A 20792-nucleotide genomic window follows, 5' to 3' on the forward strand; every position below is an offset into this window, starting at 1 on the left:
AGGTGGCCAGTAATCAAAACTATCAGTTCACATTAACAATTAAACATACGGACTATATTGTCAGGGATCACCGGGTGCATGGCACCCGGATTATACCCGGTGTCACATTTTTAGATATGATATACCGTATGGCGCTGAGTAAAGGTTTGCCTATTGAAGAACTCGAGTGTCAGAATATTTTGTATTTGGAACCTGTAGCAACATCGGATACCTTTGACAGAGAAATCCGCATCCGTTTTCAGGGATTGGAACAGGGATGGGGAATCCAGGCGAAGAGCAGAAAGGTAAAAGATGACCGGATTCTGGATGAAAGCTGGGATGAGAATATGAACTGCAGGCTCATGCAGAAATTCCCGGAAAGCATGAGTTCAATTCATATCGATGAAATCAAACATGCCTCCGTCCGTGAAGCCGATATGGAGATATGTTATGACTATTTAAAAAAGGTTGAGATAGAGCATTTTGAATTTATGAAGAGTCTGGGGAAGGTTTATGCGTCTGATCATTCTGTACTTGCAGAGTTGTCGCTCAGCCAAATTGCCAAACAATATACCGGCTATTTTCAATTGCATCCCACTTTTCTTGATGCGTCTACCATCATATCGATCCTTTATCAGGCATGTCCCGAATATTTTACACAAGGATCTCCGGCAAGCCGGATGAAAACGTATATTCCCATTCATATTGAATCTTTCCGTATGACGAAGCGCCTGGAAGACAGGTGTTATGTGTACATAGAGAAGCAAGACCAAAATCATGATTCAGGGGATGTCATCCAAGTCAGTTACGGTTTGTACGATGCACACGGGGAGATGATCGCTTATTTTACCCGGCTGTCTGTGAAACATATTCGCTCAAAAGATTTAATTGAAAATCTGAAGCAGACTCGTTTAGAAACTGAAGCGGCTTCTCAGCCAAAAGACGGCCTGATGAGAAAAGATTCAATCATAGATCGAAGCGAAAGCATTGAGACACACCTTAAAGAATTAATATCCGGGGTTTCAAATATAGATCTGCGTGACATAAGGACAGACATTGGTTTTTATGAACAAGGCCTGGATTCCGCTTCTTTGCTTGCCATTGTCAAAGAACTTGAAAACAAAACAGGGGAACAGCTGTATCCTACACTCCTGTTTGAGCAGAAAACGATCCGGGAACTCGCCGCGTATATTAAAGAAAATCAAAAAATGTCCAGTTATTTCTTAACGCAAAATCAACCGGCTGAAAAGCCTGACATGAAAGAAAGTAAGAACGAAAATCTTTCCGCTCTTATAACAGAAGGAGACATTCAGCAGCTGATCGCAGACATCAAAGGGACTGCCCCTGAAACACTCTCTGTGGTAAAAGGTTTTTATGAACAAGGCCTGGATTCCGTCACACTTATGCAAGCCGTAAAAGCATTGGAGGAGAAAACAGGCAGGGAACTGTATCCTACTTTATTGTTTGAGTATCCGACGATTCAAAAACTTGCAAATTATTTTGCGGAGAGCGGGGAAAAGACTTCCGTTGACAAAGACCTCCCTCTACATCATGGAGAGAATCATACGGCTCTGACCTATTTAACGCCGTATTGGAGACAAAAGGCTGCCGCTTGGGACCCGCATTGCGGAAATAAAAAGAAAAGAACATGTCTGCTGTTTCAATATGACAGAGAGCTTTTTCATTTTATGCGGGAAAATGCTGAAAATGGATTCGAAAATACACAGATCATTCTCGTTTTATCAGGGAATCGTTTCTCCTATCACGGAGACGGTGTTTATGAGATAGATCACAGGGAGGAAGCCCACTTTGACAGGCTTGCAGCTGATCTGAAAAAAAGGGGGCAAATGCCCGACACCGTGGTGTACGGGTGGCCGGAAGGATCATTTGCCGGCCCGGAAAAAATAAGTGAACAGCTTTATAAAGGGGCTTACCCGCTATTCTTTTTCAGCCGGGCATTGATGCGCAGCAAGGCGGAAAAAAAGGTTGTATCGCTTTTCCTTTATCCGGCGGACCATAAAAATGATCAGCCGCTTTACGCTTCAGTCCATGGCGCAGGGCAGTCTATTTTGCTTGAGAACCCGAAACTGGCCCTTAAGACAATCGGGATATCAGTTTCAGACAAGACATCGTTGCCGGCTCTTACAGCTGAAATCATCAGATGCGAATCAACTGAAGCGCATCCGGGAGAAACCGATCTTTATTATGAAGGAAATGTGCGCTGGGTCCGTGCCTTACGGGAAGCGGAACCGGCTCAAAACTCAAGTTTCTCCTTTAAAGAAAACGGAGTATACATGATTACAGGAGGGGCCGGCGGCTTAGGCCTTATATTTGCAGAACATATCGCAGCGCAAACGAAAGCCAATATTATTTTAGCGGGCCGTTCTGAACTGACGGAAGACAAAAAGAACAAAATCAGCCGAATGAAAGCAGGCGGTTCTTCCGTTCAATATATAAGAGGAGATTTTTCAGATAGCCGCGATGCAGAGCGAATCATAAAAACTATTAAAAGGAAATTCGGAGAAATCAACGGTGTGATACACAGTGCCGGTGTGACGCACGACGCTTTATTGATTCAAAAATCAAAAGATGAAATTCAGGAAGTGATCGCTCCGAAAATAAATGGGACGGTCTTATTGGACAGCTTGCTGCAAACCGAACCTTTGGACTTCTTTGTGATGTTTTCATCAAGCAGCTCGATGTACGGGAATATCGGACAGACGGATTATGCATTGGCTAACCGGTTCATCGATCTTTTTGCTGAGTGGCGTGAAGGAATGAGGCGGAAAAAAGAACGCTCCGGCGTCTCAGTAGCCATCGGCTGGCCCCTATGGGAAGACGGCGGCATGAAAGTGGATAAACAAACTGAAAAATGGATGAAACAAAAAATCGGTATGGTTCCCCTTAGTAAAACCAATGGGATCAAAGCTTTTCAAGATTCACTCTCTCTGAACGCATCACAGCTGATCGTGTTTGAAGGTGACAAAGAAAAATTGGAATCTGCACTTCAAGATACCTTCAAGGAGGATGAAAGCCCTGAGATCCAAATAAATGAAACAGCTGATACAAGGCATCAAGACATTGCCATTATCGGTTTAAGCGGAAAGTATCCGATGGCTGAAGACTTACCTGAATTTTGGGAGAATTTAAAGAGCGGAAAAGATTGTATTACAGAAATCCCGCCTGACCGTTGGAATATAGATGATTTCTTCAGCGAAGACAGAGATATGAAAGGGAAGTCTTACAGCAAGTGGGGAGGTTTTATCAGCGGAGCCGATCAATTTGATCCGCTTTTCTTTCATATTTCCCCAAGGGAAGCAGAACTTATGGATCCCCAGGAAAGGCTCTTTTTAGAAACGGCCAAAAATTGTTTTGAAGACTCAGGGTACCCGAGAAACATGCTGGAAAAGATGAAAGTCGGTGTATTTGTCGGTGCAATGTGGGGCCAATATCAACTATTTGAAGGAGAAGAAAACGGAGCGGCTTTCTCGCCGGCTTCCGTCTATTCTTCAATTGCCAATCGGGTGTCTTATTATTTTCATTTAAAAGGTCCGAGTTTGGCTCTGGATACAATGTGCTCTTCATCATTGACCTCTATTCATTACGCATGCCAAAGCATACATTGCGGAGAGAGCGATGTGGCATTAGCCGGCGGAGTGAATTTGTCAATACATCCGAATAAATATAAGTTCCTCAGCATGGGACAGTTTCTATCAAGTGACGGCAGATGCCGGAGTTTTGGAAAAGACGGAAGCGGTTACGTTCCCGGTGAGGGAGTCGGAGCCGTATTGTTAAAACCATTGAAAAAAGCAATAGAAGATCAAGATCAAATATACGGCGTGATTAAGGGAAGCGCCGTTAACCATGGAGGAAAGACGAGCGGGTATTCCATACCGAATCCGGATGCGCAGGCGGAGGTCATTTCAGAAGCGCTTCGTAAAGCTGACATTGATCCGAACACCGTCAATTATATTGAAGCGCATGGAACAGGGACATCATTAGGCGATCCGATTGAAATTCAAGGACTCAAAGATTCCTATCAATTGAACCATCCTTGCGCCATCGGTTCGGTGAAATCCAATATCGGACATTTAGAATCTGCGGCAGGAATCGCTGCGGTAACGAAAGTGCTTCTCCAAATGAAGAATAAGCAGCTTGTTCCTTCTCTGCATTCCGATATTGTTAATCCGTTTATAGATTTTGATCAGGTTCCTTTTCAAGTGCAGCGGAAAGCGGCTGAATGGAATATTCCGCAAAACAGCCATGCTGTTCATCCTTTGAGAGCCGGGGTAAGCGCTTTTGGGGCAGGAGGAACAAACGCGCATCTTATATTGGAAGCGTATGAACCGCCAAAAGCTTTTGATCATCAAAGCGGCCGAGTGATCTTTGTTTTATCGGCTCAAGACAAACAACGGCTGATAAAATATGCAAAGGTTATGGCTGATTTTCTATCAGAAAATGAATCGAAGGATAACAATCATAAACTGCGTCTTCAGGATATTGCCTATACACTTCAGACGGGACGTGATCATATGGAAGAACGGCTGGCGATAGTGGCAGATTCCGGGCAGGTCATTGCTGAAGAGCTTTCAGCTTATATCAGGGGTGAAAAAAGCAGCTTGAGCCATACCGGTAATACATTCGAATCAGAAGTTCACAATGAAATGCCTCACGTTTGTTCAGATTACGCCGAAGCAGCATCCAAATGGGTAAATGGAAGAAAGATAGATTGGGAGACTTTTGAGGTGAATCGGAATGCCCGCAGGATTTCTATTCCGGGACAACCGCTGATCAAACAGCGGTATTGGATAGCGGAAAAAGGGGAAGCACTTGTTTCAGCGGATGTGAGTAAGACGGGTCACCCTTTCTTGGGGAGTAACACGTCCGATTTTCATCAGTTCAGTTTCACGAAAAAAATCAGCCGTAATCATCCGTTCGCACTAAGTCTGTCTGAAGGAAACGTGTCCTTTTTCCCTTATGCATCTTTGGCTGAAATGGCTATCGTCAATGCAGCGGCGGCATTTGGACAACCAGTTCAAACATTGACCGATTTATTGTGGAACGAAAGCATGAACGGAATGACAGATATACGGGAACTGATGATTACGCTGACGCCTGAGCGTGACTTTGCGCGGTTTGACATATATGCAAACACAAAAAATGAGAATAAAGTACGTCTTGCCAGCGGAAATGCGCATATGGTTAAGCCTGAAAGCGGTATGCTTCCTGAAGCGCTTGATATTGCTGAAGTCAAATCAGAAATGACTGAACATCCGGCTGAAGCGCCTTTTGTCATTGAATCAGCGAAAAACAGTTACGGAATGCTGTCGCTTCATTCAATGCCGGATGAGCTTTATGCAAAAAGAGAAAATTTTACGATTTCTCCTGAAGCGCTTGAGTCCGCGATTCAAGCCAGTGCATTTTTTGTCAGCGGAGAAACCTTCCCGGAATTGATCGGAATGGGAGCGGCGGATGTCTATCAGCCTCTCGCTCAAAATTTTTACGTTTATACTCAAAAAGTGAACCGGCAGAACAGCCGTGATGTAACGTGTCATATGACATTTACAGATGGAAACGGAAGCATTCTGGCGGAGTGCAGAGATGTGAGATTCAGATATGATCATGAAAAAGACACTGTTCAGACGGACGATGAACTCATTCGTCTCCTGCGTCAATTGGAAACCAATGATATTGATCAGAAGGCTGTATTGAAACAATTAATGGGGGAAGAATGATGAACGGAAAACGTGAACAAATCAGCGATATTCTTGATCTGATTCAAACAGGACAAATGTCGGCTGACGAAGGCTATGCCCGTGTGACATCCATTCAGAATCAAAAATCACGGGCATCGAACCATCCTCTTTTATATTACAAGCCGGAATGGACAGAATCGTTCATTCCGAGTACGAAGAGCGTACCCTTGACGGGATTGCTCCTGATTTTTGCAGAAAATGAACGGCAAATACAAGAATTGAGCGGTTTGTTTAAGGACTGCACTCTCTTGTTTGTCATCCGCGGAGAAGAATTTGCTGTTTTACATGATGATAAGATTTGTATGAACCACGTGAAAAAAGACGATTATCTAAAGCTGTTCCGATACATTCATGATCATTATCAGCCGCCCGAAAAGATTCTTCACTTGTGGTCTGATTCTCAGGCTGACATGAGTAAGGGAGGTATACAGAAACAATTGGAAAACGGATTGTTTTCTCTTCTGTATATTACACAGGCGCTGATTGAATTAAAATGGAAAAAGATAATAAAACTGACGCATATTTTTCAAACTCAGAATAAAGAACAACTGCCGCTGCATCATGCTCTCGGCGGATTGGTGAAAACCGTTCACCAGGAACACCCCAATTTTCACTATCAGATTATCAATATCACTCAATCAGAGGGTGCGGGAGCCGCTCTTCCAGCAATAGCTGATATATATCAGAGAGAGTGTGACGAAAAACGGGATTTCCATTTTGAAGTGCGCTATGAAAACGGCAGACGTTTTACGAAAAGCTATAATAAAGCCGGCTCATTCGATTTAACCCAGCCGCTGAAACATCATGAAAATTATCTGATTACAGGAGGCCTGGGCGGTCTCGGTTATATACTGGCAAAACATCTGTCGGAAAAATGGAAAGCGAATCTCATATTGACAGGGCGCTCTGATTTAACTGAAGAGCAGAAAAAAAAGATCGAATATTTAAGAAGTTCAGGTTCAACAGTTGAATATATCCGATCTGATGTTTCAAAACAAAGTGATGCTGAACGGATGTTTGCTTTTGCAAAAGAGCAGTTCGGCACCTTACATGGAGTATTTCACAGTGCCGGCGTACTCCGTGACTCTTTTATCTTAAGAAAGACAAAAGAAGAAATCGATCAAGTCACAAGTTCGAAAGTTTATGGCGCGCTCTGGCTGGCGGAAGAAATCAAAAAAATGAAAGTTGAATTACTTGTCTTGTTTTCATCCACATCGGCAGTCTTCGGATCAGCCGGCCAATGTGACTATGCTTTCGCCAATGCCTTTTTGGATCAGTATGCAGCAGTTATGACCGCAAAAGAGTCTGCCGAAAGGGTGGTGTCAGTCAATTGGCCGCTATGGACTTCCGGCGGGATGAATATTGACGATGAAGGAATATCCTACATGAAACAGGAACTCGGCCTTGACCCGCTAGATGACGGTGACGGAATAGAGGCTCTGGAGAACAGCTTGTGTCAATCATCTGAACAGCTGATCGCCCTGAAAGGCCGAAAAGAAAAGATTGAGGATGTGCTGAAGCGTGCCGGCACAATCAGCTTACATTCAGACCAGCAGGAAGATGCCGATTTACAAAGCGATGAATTAAGACAAAATATCATCAGCTATCTAAAAAATATAATGTCAGAGGAATTGAAATTACCGGCCTCACTCATAGATGAAAAACAATACCTGGAGAAATACGGCATTGATTCAGTGATGATCATGCGTCTGACCAAAAAGCTGGAGCAAAGTATCGGCAGATTGTCGAAAACATTATTTTTTGAATATCATTCCATATCGCAGTTAGCCGAATATTTCCTGAGTCATCACAGCGAACGAATGATGAAACTGCTGAACCCGGCCGGCAAATCTGAACTTGTTTCATATCAAAAAAAGCAAAAAAGAAAACCAGTGGAAACAAAAGCGCCGGCACGCTCTGAAGGAGAAGGTTCAAAAGAGCACATTGCGGCCGATCCCCTTTCTGCTGATATAGCCATTATCGGTGTCAGCGGCAGATATCCGGGTGCGGAAAACATCAGAGAGTTCCAGAATGTGCTGATGAATGGACGGGATTGCGTAAGCGAAATTCCTGATGACCGGAAGGAAATGCTCGAGGGAAGCTGCTATAAGTGGGGAGGTTTTCTGAAAAATCCAGACCGGTTTGATCCTTTATTTTTCCGGATATCACCGAAAGAAGCTGCTTTTCTTGATCCTCAGGAACGTCTCTTTTTAGAGACAGTGTACAATACCATAGAGGATGCGGGTTATAAACCTTCAGATCTGACCCGCAAAAAGGTCGGAGTATTTGCAGGCGTCACATATGGAAGCTATCAATTTTTCGGCGTTGAAGAATCACTTAAAGGAAATGAACTGGCCGTCGGGTCTCCATTTTCTGCAATAGCAAACAGAATATCGTATTTCTTTAATTTTAAGGGGCCGAGTATGGCGGTGGATACAATGTGTTCATCCTCTCTTAACGCCATTCACTTAGCCTGTGAAAGTATACGAAGAGGAGAAAGCACACTTGCTGTTGCGGGCGGGGTCAATCTTACGCTTCATCCGAATAAATATACATTATTAAATCAAAGCCGCTTCTTTGCAAGTGATGGCCGATGCCGTACATTCGGCGAGGGCGGTGACGGTTATGTACCGGGAGAAGGAGTGGGCTCCGTACTTTTAAAGCCGGCGGCGGAAGCGGTAAGGGACGGAGATCATATTTATGCGCTGATTAAAGCGACAGCGGTCAATCACGGAGGGAGAACAAACGGTTTTACGGTTCCTAATCCAAATGGTCAGACTGAACTGATACAGGACGCGCTTCAGAAAGCTTGTATTGACCCTCGTACAATTAGTTATATTGAAGCTCACGGAACGGGAACTTCTCTGGGAGACCCGATTGAGATCACCGGATTAACAAAAGCGTTTCGGGAATTTACGGAGCATACTCAATATTGTTCAATCGGTTCTGTCAAATCAAATATCGGTCATCTTGAGGCCGCAGCGGGAATTGCCGGTTTGACAAAGGTTCTTTTGCAAATGAAACTGAAAAAACTGTTTCCTTCCATACATGCAGAGACGTTGAATCCAAATATTGATTTTAAAGCATCTCCCTTTTATGTACAGCGGTCATTGCAAGACTGGAAGAAACCGAAACTGCAGGAAAACGGAAAAACAGTAACTGTTCCGAGAAGAGCGGGAATCAGCTCATTCGGAGCGGGAGGAACGAATGTTCATATCATTATAGAAGAATATGAAGAAACAAACGTCTCAACAGAACATGTTGAGAACGAACCGCATATTGTCCTGTTATCTGCCAAAGACAATGAACGTCTTCTTGAGTATGCCGAAAACATGAAAGATTTTATTCAGCGTTCACTAAGTCCTGAAGTAAAGGATAAACAGCCTGATATGAAAGAAAAGGTGAATGAAGTACTCAAACCGTTTGTTTCGGAATTGCTTCATATTCATCCGGAAGAAATTAATATTTCTGATCACCTGAGTGAATTTGGCGTAGGTCCTTTGGAATTAAGCCGGATGGCGGATTTTATTAACGAAATGTTTCATATTGAACTCACGATGTATGAATTAACGGATTGCCCCTCCATTCAAGCGGTTACTGAATACTTACTGAAGGAATATGCCGGAGCGATAAGAGACATGTTCCCGAATGAAGTGATGGAAGGCGGCCAATCGGAAAGCGTCGTTTTACGGGATCTGGCATACACTACACAATCGGGCAGAGAAGCGATGGAGGCCAGAGCGGCGATTACCGGTACCTCTCTTAAAGAAATGAAAGATAAATTATCTCAGTTTTGCCGCGGTGACAAGCAAGTTCCAGGCGTATATGTTAATCAGCAATCAGATGCATTTGCTGAAAAAATGAAGGCGTTAACGGAAGGCAGAGCAGGCGAATTGTTTGTAAAGACCATTATTGAGAACGGTGAAGCGGAAAAGCTGGCTCAATTATGGGTTTGGGGGGCGGATATCGACTGGAAATCCGTTCATCAACATTTACAGCAGCCGGGTAAACGGATCTCAATTCCGACTTATCCGTTTGCAAAAGAACGTTATTGGGTTCCGTCCAGGACTGAGAAGGCAGAGATCCCTCAGCATTCTTCTCAACATCACTTGCAAAAAAAATGGAGGGAGAATCCGTTTGTAAATCCATCCGAAACAAAAGAGTACGGACTGACAGTCGCATTTGTGAATCAAGACACAGAATCAATTGCCCGCACCATTTGTCCGGATATAGATCAGGAGAATCTGATTGTCATAAAACATCACTCTTCATTTATAAAACACTCTGATCAAATGTTTGAGTGTTCTTTATTAGATGAAACCCACGCATACGACGTTATCTGTGAGATCTTCTCGGGCGGTGAGCGGCAGGTCGAAAATATATTTGATTTCTCAGATATCGGAAACCAGAGTGAAAATCAGAACGGCATCCCATATGGTAAATTCTTATTTATACAAGAAATAATTAAGCGGAGTAAAAAGGAAACACCATTATCCATTTTACAACTAACCAATGGCTTGCAGGTATTTAAAGCGGAAAAACCAAAGCTGACGGGTGCAGAATCAGCGGCTTTTCTGAAAGCCCTTTCTGCGGAATACGGCTTTGTTCATGTGAAAACAATAGATATAGACAGCATGAAAGAAACGCATAAGCTGAAACAAATCTTTGAGATTGAAAGGGCGCAATGTACAGGAGAGAATGAAGTATGCTACCGCAGCGGCGTCAGGTATGTTCCGTATTTTGAAGAAGAAAGAATCCATACCGGCGGGCCGGTTTCATTTCCTGCGGATAAAGCCATCGTCATTACCGGCGGGACAGGGGGCATTGGCAGAGCAATAGCTGAAGATTTGGTGAAACGGGGAGTGAAAAAACTCGTGCTGACGGGTACGCGTCCATTACCTTTGCGAAGTGAATGGGATCATTTGCTGAAAGAGGGCAGACAGGACGAAAAGACAATCAGCAATATAAAACTGTTTCAAAGTTTTGAAGAAAAAGGTGTCGACTATCTGTATTACAGCGGCTCTCTCACAAATGAAGAGAAGCTTCGTTCATTCTTTCACCAAGTAAGCCTTGAATTTAAAGATATTAGCGGTGTCATACACTGTGCCGGACTGCACAGCGGCGGAAATCCGGCCTTTATTCATAAAAGAATGAGTGAATTTAAGACGGTGTACGGGCCGAAAGTCACTGGACTTCAGAATTTGGAGCGGATTTTTAATAATAGGCCGCTGGATTTCTTTATTCTGTTTTCATCAATTGCAGCACAGTCACCCAAACTGTCGAAAGGAATGACTGATTACGCGTCTGCAAATGCATATATGGACTATTTCGCGGCTTATCATTTTCAAAAGGGGAGAACGTATTTCACGTCCATCAATTGGCCGAGCTGGAAAGAAGTCGGAATGGGTACAGTGACGAGTCCTTTATATGATGAATTGGGATTGGACTCTCTATCCACGCGGGAAGGACTGGCGATTTTGTATCATGCACTGGAGAAAAAATCGGCCAATATCATTCCTATCGTGAAAAAAGGAACAGTGTTTCATGCAGACAGTCTCCTGAACATCAATAAAACCGGCAAGGCTTCATTTCCAACCCGAAGACAGGAGACTCCCGGCACTTTTGATCATTCAGAAGGGCTTGTCAGTGAACTTTCTGCCGTATTTGCCGAGGAATTGAGCATACCCCTTGAAAAGCTTAACCCAAATACGGATTTTCAGGAATACGGTGTGGATTCTATACTTCTTGTCAGCATTATACATCGTATAGAAGCAATGATTCAGAAAAAAATCGACCCTACTGTGCTTCTTGAACACAACACGATTCATGGTCTCGCGGAATATATCGGTAAGACGGCGCCGCCGTTGAAAAAACAAATCGAACAGACTGATTCTCAAAGCAGCAATCAGCATGATATGCAGTCTGTGACGAGCCGAAATACAGAACCGCAGACGGCTTCCACTGCAAAGATAGCTGTTATCGGAATCGGATGTAAGTTTCCGGGCGCGGCTGATAAAGAGGAATTTTGGGACAATCTGAGAAAAGGGAAGAATCATATTAAAGAAGTACCTGATTCCCGGTGGAATATAGAAGAACATTACTCTCCGGTGCAGCAAAAGGGAAAAAGCATCAGCAAATGGGGAGGATTTATTAATGGAATCGGCAGCTTCGATCCGGAGTATTTCCGTATGGAAGAGGAGAAAGCCATCCAAACGGATCCGCTGATAAGACATTTCTTAGAAACGAGTGTACAGACTGTACGTGATGCCGGTTATGAAGAAACAGAATTATCGGGAAAAAAAGTCGGCGTATTTGTCGGTTCCAGAATGGGCGGCTACGGTCACAAACTGCCGAAAGAAAGCAGCAGCCACATCGTCGGGCTTAGTCAAAACTTTATTGCTTCACATGTGTCGCATTTCTTTAATTTTCACGGTCCAAGCATGGTGTCTGATACCGCTTGTTCTTCTTCATTAGTCAGCATTCATTTAGCCTGCCAAAGCATAAAAAACGGTGATTCAGAAATGGCGCTGGCAGGAGGGGCGGATCTGCTTTTGGATGAAATTCCTTACCTGATGTTAACAGAAGGAGGAGCTCTTTCGCCGGACGGTCAGTGTTTTACTTTTGATGAAAGGGCAAACGGCTTTGTACCCGGAGAGGGTTTTGGCGCTGTTCTGTTAAAACCGCTGGAGAAAGCAAAAGCTGACGGAGATCGGATATACGGTATCATTGAAGCATCAGCTATTAATAACGACGGTGCGACAATGGGGATTACGACTCCGAATCCTAAGCTTCAAGAGCAGGTTATTCAAGATGCATTTGAAAAAGCCGATATCACTCCCGGATCAGTCAGCTACGTCGAAACTCACGGCACAGGCACGATGATTGGAGATCCGATTGAGCTTCAGGCTCTGACAAAAGTATTCCGAAGAGACACAAACAAAACGCAATTTTGCGGAGTAGGAAGTGTAAAAACCAATATCGGACACTTATTAAGCGCCGCCGGAGCGGCAAGTTTCATTAAAGTGATTTTATCAATATGGCATAAGGAAATTCCGCCTACATTGAATTGTGAAACGCCAAATCCCCGCTTTGAATTTGAAAAGTCGCCTTTTTATCCGAATACAGAACTGAGAAGCTGGAAGGATGGAAAACGGAGGGCGGGCATCAGCGCTTTCGGTTTCGGCGGAACAAACGCCCACCTTTTGGTAAGCGGCCTGGATGATTCATATCATTCCGTCAGAACTCCGCTGCCGCCTGCCGAGTTTGTCAGAAAAGAGTACTGGCCGGATTCAAATCGAAAAAAACAAATCAAACAGAATAAAAAACGGCTTCTTGAAATTATTGATGAAACAGAGTAGCACCTGCTCTGTTTCTTTACTTTGTAAAAGAAGAAAGGTTGTCGAGTTGCATGAGGTTCAGCGTATTAGTCAAACATGACGATTATATTGTTTCAGACCATGTCCTTCATCAAGTGCGTACGATACCCGGCGTAACGTATCTGGATTTAATAACACGATTTTTAGCTGAGAAAGGGATATCACCCCGAAGTTTTGAAATCAAACATGTTTTATTCCGTGAACCTGTTGCGACGTCAGTCCATTTTGATAAAAAAGTCACCTTCCAGTTTACGGAACAAGAAAACGGCTGGCTTGTTGAAACAACAAGCAGGAAATGGGTCGCTGAAAAGGCGGAAGGTGAAGCGTCAGTCAACTTGCAGGCGGAAATCATAAGAAAAAATGCGATAGACGAAAAGACAATTTCAATCGAAGCATTAAAGAAAGGGGCCGTCCGGACTTCGAATGCTGAAGCCGCCTATCGTAATTTGCGCAGGGGCGGCCTGATTCATAAAGATTTTATGAAATTGGAAGGTACAGTATATGAAGGTGAAAATTATATTCTGGGAGAGGTCAGTTTAAGCGGACTTTCAAAAGAATATACAAATGACTTTTATATGCATCCCGCATTTTTGGATGGATCTCTCAGCCTGTTGGGAATCCTTACATCAGACTTGCCGGATGAAGGAACAAATGCGTTTATCCCTATATATATTGAGACATTCCGGGCACTGCATAAAACAACCGGGTCTTGTTTTGTGTATATTGATAAAAACAGTATAACGCAGCCGCCTTCTAAAGACATTTTATATGCGGACATAGAAGTATACAGGCCTGATGGAGAGCTTGCTTTTTATTATGAGCGATTCGGTGTGAAAAGAGTCAGAAATGAAAAATCAATACAAAGGCTGGAGCATTCCCAAAAAGCTAAAGAGGTCGGCAGCGTAACGAACAATAAAGAAATGATCAGAAATAATTTAATCCAAGAGATAGCCGGCATGATTGAAAAGCCTGCTGAAACGGTGAAGAATGATATTTCCTTTTACGAGATGGGCTTGGATTCTAAACAATTATTAGACTTATCCAAAAAATTAGAACTGTTGTTAGGTTCAAAGCTGTACCCGACTTTATTATTTGATTACTCCACAATCGGTGAATTGACGGAATATCTGCAGGAGAAATACGGAGCTCGCGTTACAGACTCTATCTCTGATACAGTTCAGCACCAAGACAGTCAAAAAACATTAACAGATGAGCTGTCATCCATTATTGGAGATGTGACAAACACGCCGCCAAATAAAGCGGACAAACATCAATCTTTTTACGAACTGGGTCTTGACTCAAAACAGCTGCTTCATATATCGAAAATGCTCGAGGAAAGATTAGATACACAACTGTATCCGACATTGCTTTTTGATTATAACAATATTCATGATTTAGCAGCTTATTTAGAAGAAAAATATGATGTGCGTAATACGCCGGCCGCAGCTTTTAAAGAAAAAACGCAAACGAAAGAGCCGTCTGAAAAGCCGATGCTTGAATCTTTATATTTACAAAAAGAATGGATAGAATCGCCATTAAAGTCCGGAGAAGTGCCTAAGGAAAATACATTGATTTTCGATTTCGGCAGTTCATTGAGTGATGAAATCCGAAAGTACATCGGCAGTGAAAATGTTATTTATGCGGAAGCCGCCGCTGAATATGAAATGGTAAATGAAAAGCATTATAAATTTAATCCGGAGCAGTCTGCTCATTACACCAGACTGTTAGATGATATGAAAAAGTCCGGAGCGTCTCCGGCGTCAATCATTCATTACCTGTCAAAAAAAGCTTATACTGAGGCAGCGTTAGATTTGACTCACAGCTTTTATTCAATCCTTTATTTAAGCAAAGCGTTGATCCGTCAAAAAATAAAAGATAACATCAACCTTTTGTACGTACATGACAAGGATCAATATACAAATCCGATTTACGCCGCGATTGGAGGCTTTTTTAAAACGCTTAATGCGGAGCAGCCGAATATAAAGTGTAAAACGGTTGAGATTTCTTCAAGACAAACCATTGAAAAAGCATCTTTGCTTCTCAATGAATTAAGTGCCGGACATCATGAGGCTGTGAAATATGACGGCGATCAAAAAAGGCGGGTGACAGCATACAAAGATGCTTCGCTGCAACCAGGGCAAAAGGCCGCAAAGTTTGTAAAAAACGGAGTGTATCTCATCATCGGAGGGTTAAGCGGCATCGGCTGGATTATTTCAGCGTTTATTTATGCAAATCACGGAGCCAGCGTTATCATTGCCGGACGATCGAAAATGACAGCAGAAATGGAAGAAAAATTAGACAGCATCCGATATGACGGGGCAAACATTTCTTACATCCAGGCTGACATGTCAGATAAACAGCAGGTCATCAATTTAGCGGAAAAAATTCATGCTGATTATTCCGAAATCAACGGGGTCATTTACAGTGCAGGCGTGTTAAAAGACTCTTTCATTCTGAATAAAACAGACGCGGAAGCTCAGGCGGTGCTGCAATCAAAGGTCAATGGTGTGATTCATTTGGATGAAGCGCTCAGAAATATGCCTTTAGACTTTTTTGTTTTGTTTTCTTCCATCTCTTCAGAAATCGGAAGTCTGGGTCAAGCCGATTACGCCTACGCCAATCGTTTTCTGGAGCATTTTGCCGAGTGGAGGGAATGTATGAGAAAGGAGGGGGAGAGATCAGGAAAAACCATCGCTGTAAATTGGCCTTTCTGGAAAGACGGAGGCATGTCAGTTGATCCCGGCATTCAAGACATTATGAAAACCGAGTACGGACTTCACCCATTAGAAAATACTGCCGGAATCAAAGCTTTTGAACACTCGCTTCTCGGCCAAGGCCACCAGCTGATCGTGTTATACGGAGAAAAAGAAAAAATACAAAATAATTTCAATCCGTTATCCGCCCGTTCAGCACCGCCTCTGGTAAGAGATTCAGCGATTGCAGCCGATTTTGATGCTTCGTCAATCGTTACGGAAGAAGAAGCTGAAAGTCCTTTCCGAATACTCGGCACAGCTTCCAATCGTCATCTAGACGATTATTTGCATTATTGGAGCAGACTGAAGAAAGGAGCCCTTCAGCACGATCAAAGCGATGCCGCAAAAAAACTCATCGCTTTTTACCAGACAGAAGAAACGGAAACCGTTCATTTTCTGGCTAACACAGAAAATGCCCGGCATATGGAAATATTGATGAGCGGTAAGGGTGAAACAATTTTACTGATTTGCGGTTTTGCTACCACTGCTTACATGTGGAAAGAACAAATGAAGGAGTGGGCAGACCAATTTAATGTAATTGTCATCCACACACCGGGTTACGGGCTGAGTGAGGGGAGCGCCGATTTTACACTGAGCGGGCTGGCTCAGACTTTTATTGAAGTGCTGAACGAGATAGGGGTTGCTTGGCCGATCCACATTGCGGCAGCTTCTTGGGGAGGCATGATAGGACAGAGGATAGCCTATGAATACCCTGAAAAAGTAAAAACACTCATTCTTTCCGGAAGTTACACCGAATACGAAGAAGACCCTGAAAGCAGTGTTGAGGAAAAACTGAAAAATGATTTTATAGCTATAGGAAAATCGCATGAATATGAAAGTTTATACAGGAATCAATTCTTAAATGCTTCTATTGAACGTTTTATGAAGATACATCAACAAGAAGGCTATTCTACGATCGGCTTTTTAAAAGACATTCATACAAGAACGCTTATCCTTACGGGTGAGAAGGAAAGCGTAGTTGATCAGAAAGAAACAAAAAGGCTGAAGAAACTGCTGAGCAATGCAGAATTAAAGAAAATTAAGGGAGCGGGGCATCTTCCGAACATCACACACCCGGAAGAATTTAATAAAGCGGTGTCAGAATTCATCAAGAAATCAGTAAGTAAGGGATGAAAACGATACATACAGTACAGGGGGAGAAAACAATGAAACAAACAATAAGCAATCCGGCATTTGATATGAAACAAATTAACGCTCTTAACAGCCATTATCAGACGATGATAGACAATGGAGATCTGCAATGTGCGAGTTATATGATATCAAGAGGAGGCGAGGTTTTTGCGGCTGAGTCGTTAGGGGAATTTACCGGCGGACAAAAAGAAAAGCAAACATTTCAGCTTGATACAATCAGAGAAATCGGTTCTTTGACAAAAGTGTTTACCGCTGCAGCCGTCATGCAGCTCGTCGAAAAAGGTCTGCTCGATCTGAAAATGCCGGTCAAGCTCATTTTGCCTGCATTTGATAAACCGGGTTTCGGAGACATTAAAATTTTACACCTTTTGACTCATACGGCGGGATTAAGTTTTGAGCTGGATATTCAAAAGGCTGAAGGCATTGACTTAACGAATGAGGAAGAATGGATAAGCTATCTGGTCAGTACGCCTTTAGAGTACGGAGTGGATGAAGCATGGAACTATTCCAGAACCGGCTTTGTCATACTTGGCATCATTATTTCCAAAGTAACAGGCATGTCCTACGAACAGTATGTAACAAAGCATATTATTGAAGCGCTCGGATTAGAAAGAACGTTTTTTTATGTGCCTGATGCTTTAAAAGAAGAAGTTTGTGTGATCAATGAGCACGAGTGCGTACAGCTGGAAAAAAGTCATCACCCGTATTTTCCGAATAAAGCGACAAGCGGTCTGTACTCTTCATTGGAAGATATTTGGAAGTTAGCTGAAATGTTTAGAAATAAAGGCAGATTGAAAGATAAGAAGCTGCTTGGAAGAAAAACAGTCGAGGCCATGCTGAGAAATCAAATAAAGCCCGGTCTTCCTTTTTACTTCTTCGGAGCGCCAAGAGAGGAGGGCGGCTTTGGTTTAGGCATTAATTTGTGGCCGGCCGGTGACCATTATTTCATGACAGAAGGCACGTTCTCACATCTTGGAATGGGTTGGTGCGGCATGTTTTCTGATCCAGCCGAAGATTTTACGTATGTATTTTTCACTCCGATTTCCGAGTTTCATCCTCATGCCGTACTGACGCCGCTGAATATCGTGTGGGCGGGTATTGAATAATTAGACAAAAGCATCGTCCCGCCTGTCCGGCAGGCGGGACGATTGCTAACTGCCCGTTTTTATCCCGCGGCACCTTCTCAAAGCCCGCCCTCAAAGTTAAATAACTTAATTTACTCTTTGTAATTTTTTTTAATTATAGTACAGTAGAGCGTTTTTATAATACAGTTTAAAGTCTTTTATAGTACAGTTTGACGCAGTATGATCTTAAGTTTTATAAGCGGTTTCAAAATAAGGTTATAAATAATTGACGGCTTTGTTTAATTACTGTAAACTATGGTTGTTGATCATATTGTACTAATAAAAAATCTTTTTTTATTAGTACAGTTTAAACGTCATTATCTTTGCTTAAGCGCTATGTGAATTTCTGAATGATTAATTTTAGAATTGCAGAGCATGATAAGACTGTTTTTAATACGGATGGCTAAACGGTATCCTAACCCTGTTAAATCAAAAGAAGAGGTGGTTTAAAAAATGGCTGCAAAGACAAAAACTTCAATTGTTGATAGCAAAAAACAATTTGATGCTATTAATAAGCAGTTTGAAACGTTCCAAATTTTAAATGCTGAAGGAGAAGTCGTAAATAAAGACGCAATGCCTGATCTTTCAGATGATCAGTTAAAGGAATTAATGAGAAGAATGGTGTATATCCGCATTTTAGACCAGCGTTCAATTTCTCTTTCCCGTCAAGGACGTTTAGGTTTCTATGCACCGACAGCGGGCCAGGAAGCTTCTCAAATTGCATCACACTTCGCGCTTGAACAGGACGACTTTATCCTTCCGGGTTATCGTGACGTTCCTCAGCTGATTTGGCACGGGCTTCCTTTACATCAGGCATTCCTGTTCTCAAGAGGCCATTTTAAAGGTAATCAGATGCCTGAGGGAGTAAACGCTTTATCACCTCAAATTATTATTGGTGCTCAAATTATTCAAACCGCAGGTGTAGCTTTAGGTCTTAAAAAGCGCGGTAAAAAAGCGGTTGCTATTACTTACACTGGTGACGGCGGAGCTTCTCAAGGTGACTTCTATGAAGGAATGAACTTTGCCGGAGCATTTAAAGCGCCGGCGATCTTCGTTGTTCAGAATAACCGCTATGCGATTTCAACTCCTGTAGAAAAGCAATCATCCGCACAGACAATTGCCCAAAAAGCAGTTGCCGTCGGTATTACAGGTGTTCAAGTAGACGGAATGGACGCACTAGCCGTTTACGCTGCAACTGCAGAAGCACGCCAGCGCGCAATTAACGGTGAAGGTCCGACTCTGATTGAAACTCTTACATTCCGTTACGGACCTCATACAATGTCCGGTGACGATCCGACTAAATACCGTACGAAAGAAATAGAAAATGAATGGGAGCAAAAAGACCCGCTCGTACGTTTCCGCAAGTTCTTGGAAAACAAAGGACTATGGTCTGAAGAAGAAGAGAACAAAGTGATTGAACAGGCCAAAGAAGAAATCAAACAAGCTATCAAAAAGGCTGACGGCGAATCAAAACCGAAAGTAACAGAGCTGATTGAGAATATGTTTGAAGAGCCGACGTTCAACTTGAAAGAACAACTTGAAATTTACAAAGCGAAGGAGTCGAAGTAAGCCATGGCGCAAATGACAATGATTCAAGCGATCACTGATGCGTTACGCACAGAACTGAAAAACAATGAAAACGTTCTGCTTTTCGGGGAAGATGTAGGCGTTGCCGGAGGCGTATTCCGTGCAACTGAAGGCCTTCAAAAAGAATTCGGTGAGGACCGCGTATTTGACACGCCGCTTGCTGAATCCGGTATCGGCGGTCTCGCTCTCGGTTTAGGCCTGCAAGATTACCGTCCTGTTATGGAAATCCAGTTCTTCGGATTCGTATATGAAGTAATGGATTCAATCTCAGGACAAATGGCTCGTCTCCGCTACCGTTCCGGCGGACGCTGGACTTCTCCGGTGACAATCCGTTCTCCATTCGGCGGAGGGGTTCATACACCTGAACTTCACGCAGACAGTTTGGAAGGCCTTATCGCTCAGCAGCCGGGTATTAAAGTTGTTATCCCTTCCACTCCTTACGATGCAAAAGGACTGCTGATTGCCTCTATCAGAGACAATGATCCGGTTGTTTTCTTAGAGCATATGAAACTTTACCGTTCTTTCCGTCAGGAAGTTCCTGAAGAGGAATACACAATCGAGCTTGGCAAAGCTGATGTGAAACGCGAAGGTACTGACCTTTCTATCATCACATACGGCGCGATGGTTCATGAGTCGCTTAAGGCTGCTGAAGAGCTTGAAAAAGAAGGCGTTTCTGCTGAAGTTATCGACCTTCGCACTGTAAGTCCGCTTGATATTGATACGATTATTGCTTCTGTTGAAAAAACAGGCCGCGCAATTGTCGTGCAGGAAGCTCAAAAACAAGCCGGCATCGCTGCCAACGTTGTAGCTGAAATCAATGACCGCGCGATTCTGAGCCTGGAAGCTCCGGTTCTGCGTGTTGCGGCGCCTGATACAGTATTTCCTTTCTCGCTTGCTGAGAGCGTATGGCTTCCAAACCATAAAGACGTTCTTGAAACTGCGAAAAAAGTTCTTGAATTTTAATCAGGCATCTTAAAAGACGGTAAAGAGAGTCCTTTTCTCTTATGATGAAGGAGTCTGTTTACTAGGTTCAATGCTTGCGTATGCATAACTAAAATTTGCTTA

At 43.1% G+C, this 20792-nt stretch carries 6 protein-coding genes; all 6 read left to right on the plus strand.

Annotated elements, in window-relative coordinates; all coding sequences use genetic code 11:
• The first annotated feature begins 2 nt into the window (after positions 1 to 2).
• The 6 genes from L3V45_RS07190 to pdhB all read left to right on the plus strand — a co-directional run bounded on the left by L3V45_RS07190 (position 3) and on the right by pdhB (position 20690).
• The gene (locus L3V45_RS07190; protein ID WP_336885295.1) at positions 3 to 5714 is read left to right on the plus strand and encodes a type I polyketide synthase; all 5712 of its coding nucleotides are present in this window, start codon (positions 3 to 5) and stop codon (positions 5712 to 5714) included.
• Entirely contained in the window at positions 5714 to 13093 is a 7380-nt protein-coding gene (locus L3V45_RS07195) for an SDR family NAD(P)-dependent oxidoreductase (RefSeq protein ID WP_236837323.1), read from the plus strand. Before L3V45_RS07190 ends, L3V45_RS07195 begins: the two co-directional genes overlap by 1 nt.
• A 50-nt stretch (positions 13094 to 13143) precedes the next feature.
• Entirely contained in the window at positions 13144 to 16998 is a 3855-nt protein-coding gene (locus L3V45_RS07200) for an alpha/beta fold hydrolase (protein ID WP_236837324.1), read from the plus strand.
• A gap of 32 nt (positions 16999 to 17030) precedes the next feature.
• On the plus strand, positions 17031 to 18122 hold the full coding sequence (locus L3V45_RS07205; protein ID WP_024085261.1) for a serine hydrolase domain-containing protein: 1092 nt from the start codon (positions 17031 to 17033) through the stop codon (positions 18120 to 18122).
• Between the two features lie 471 nt (positions 18123 to 18593).
• Positions 18594 to 19709: a pyruvate dehydrogenase (acetyl-transferring) E1 component subunit alpha gene (pdhA, locus tag L3V45_RS07210; RefSeq protein ID WP_003154530.1), complete on the plus strand. Its 1116-nt coding sequence runs from the start codon at positions 18594 to 18596 to the stop codon at positions 19707 to 19709.
• A gap of 3 nt (positions 19710 to 19712) precedes the next feature.
• Positions 19713 to 20690, plus strand: a complete 978-nt coding sequence (gene pdhB / locus L3V45_RS07215; RefSeq protein ID WP_003154528.1) for a pyruvate dehydrogenase complex E1 component subunit beta — start codon at positions 19713 to 19715, stop codon at positions 20688 to 20690.
• The last annotated feature ends 102 nt before the right edge of the window (positions 20691 to 20792 follow it).

This window comes from Bacillus sp. R45 (genome assembly GCF_021729365.1).
GTDB classification, from domain to species: Bacteria; Bacillota; Bacilli; order Bacillales; family Bacillaceae; genus Bacillus; species Bacillus velezensis.

Excerpts from the sequence above, each read along its gene's own strand:
- L3V45_RS07205 (WP_024085261.1), top strand. The coding sequence starts at position 17,031 with ATGAAACAAACAATAAGCAATCCGGCATTTGATATGAAACAAATTAAC.
- pdhA (WP_003154530.1), top strand. The coding sequence starts at position 18,594 with ATGGCTGCAAAGACAAAAACTTCAATTGTTGATAGCAAAAAACAATTT.
- L3V45_RS07195 (WP_236837323.1), top strand. The coding sequence starts at position 5,714 with ATGAACGGAAAACGTGAACAAATCAGCGATATTCTTGATCTGATTCAA.
- L3V45_RS07200 (WP_236837324.1), top strand. The coding sequence starts at position 13,144 with ATGAGGTTCAGCGTATTAGTCAAACATGACGATTATATTGTTTCAGAC.
- pdhB (WP_003154528.1), top strand. The coding sequence starts at position 19,713 with ATGGCGCAAATGACAATGATTCAAGCGATCACTGATGCGTTACGCACA.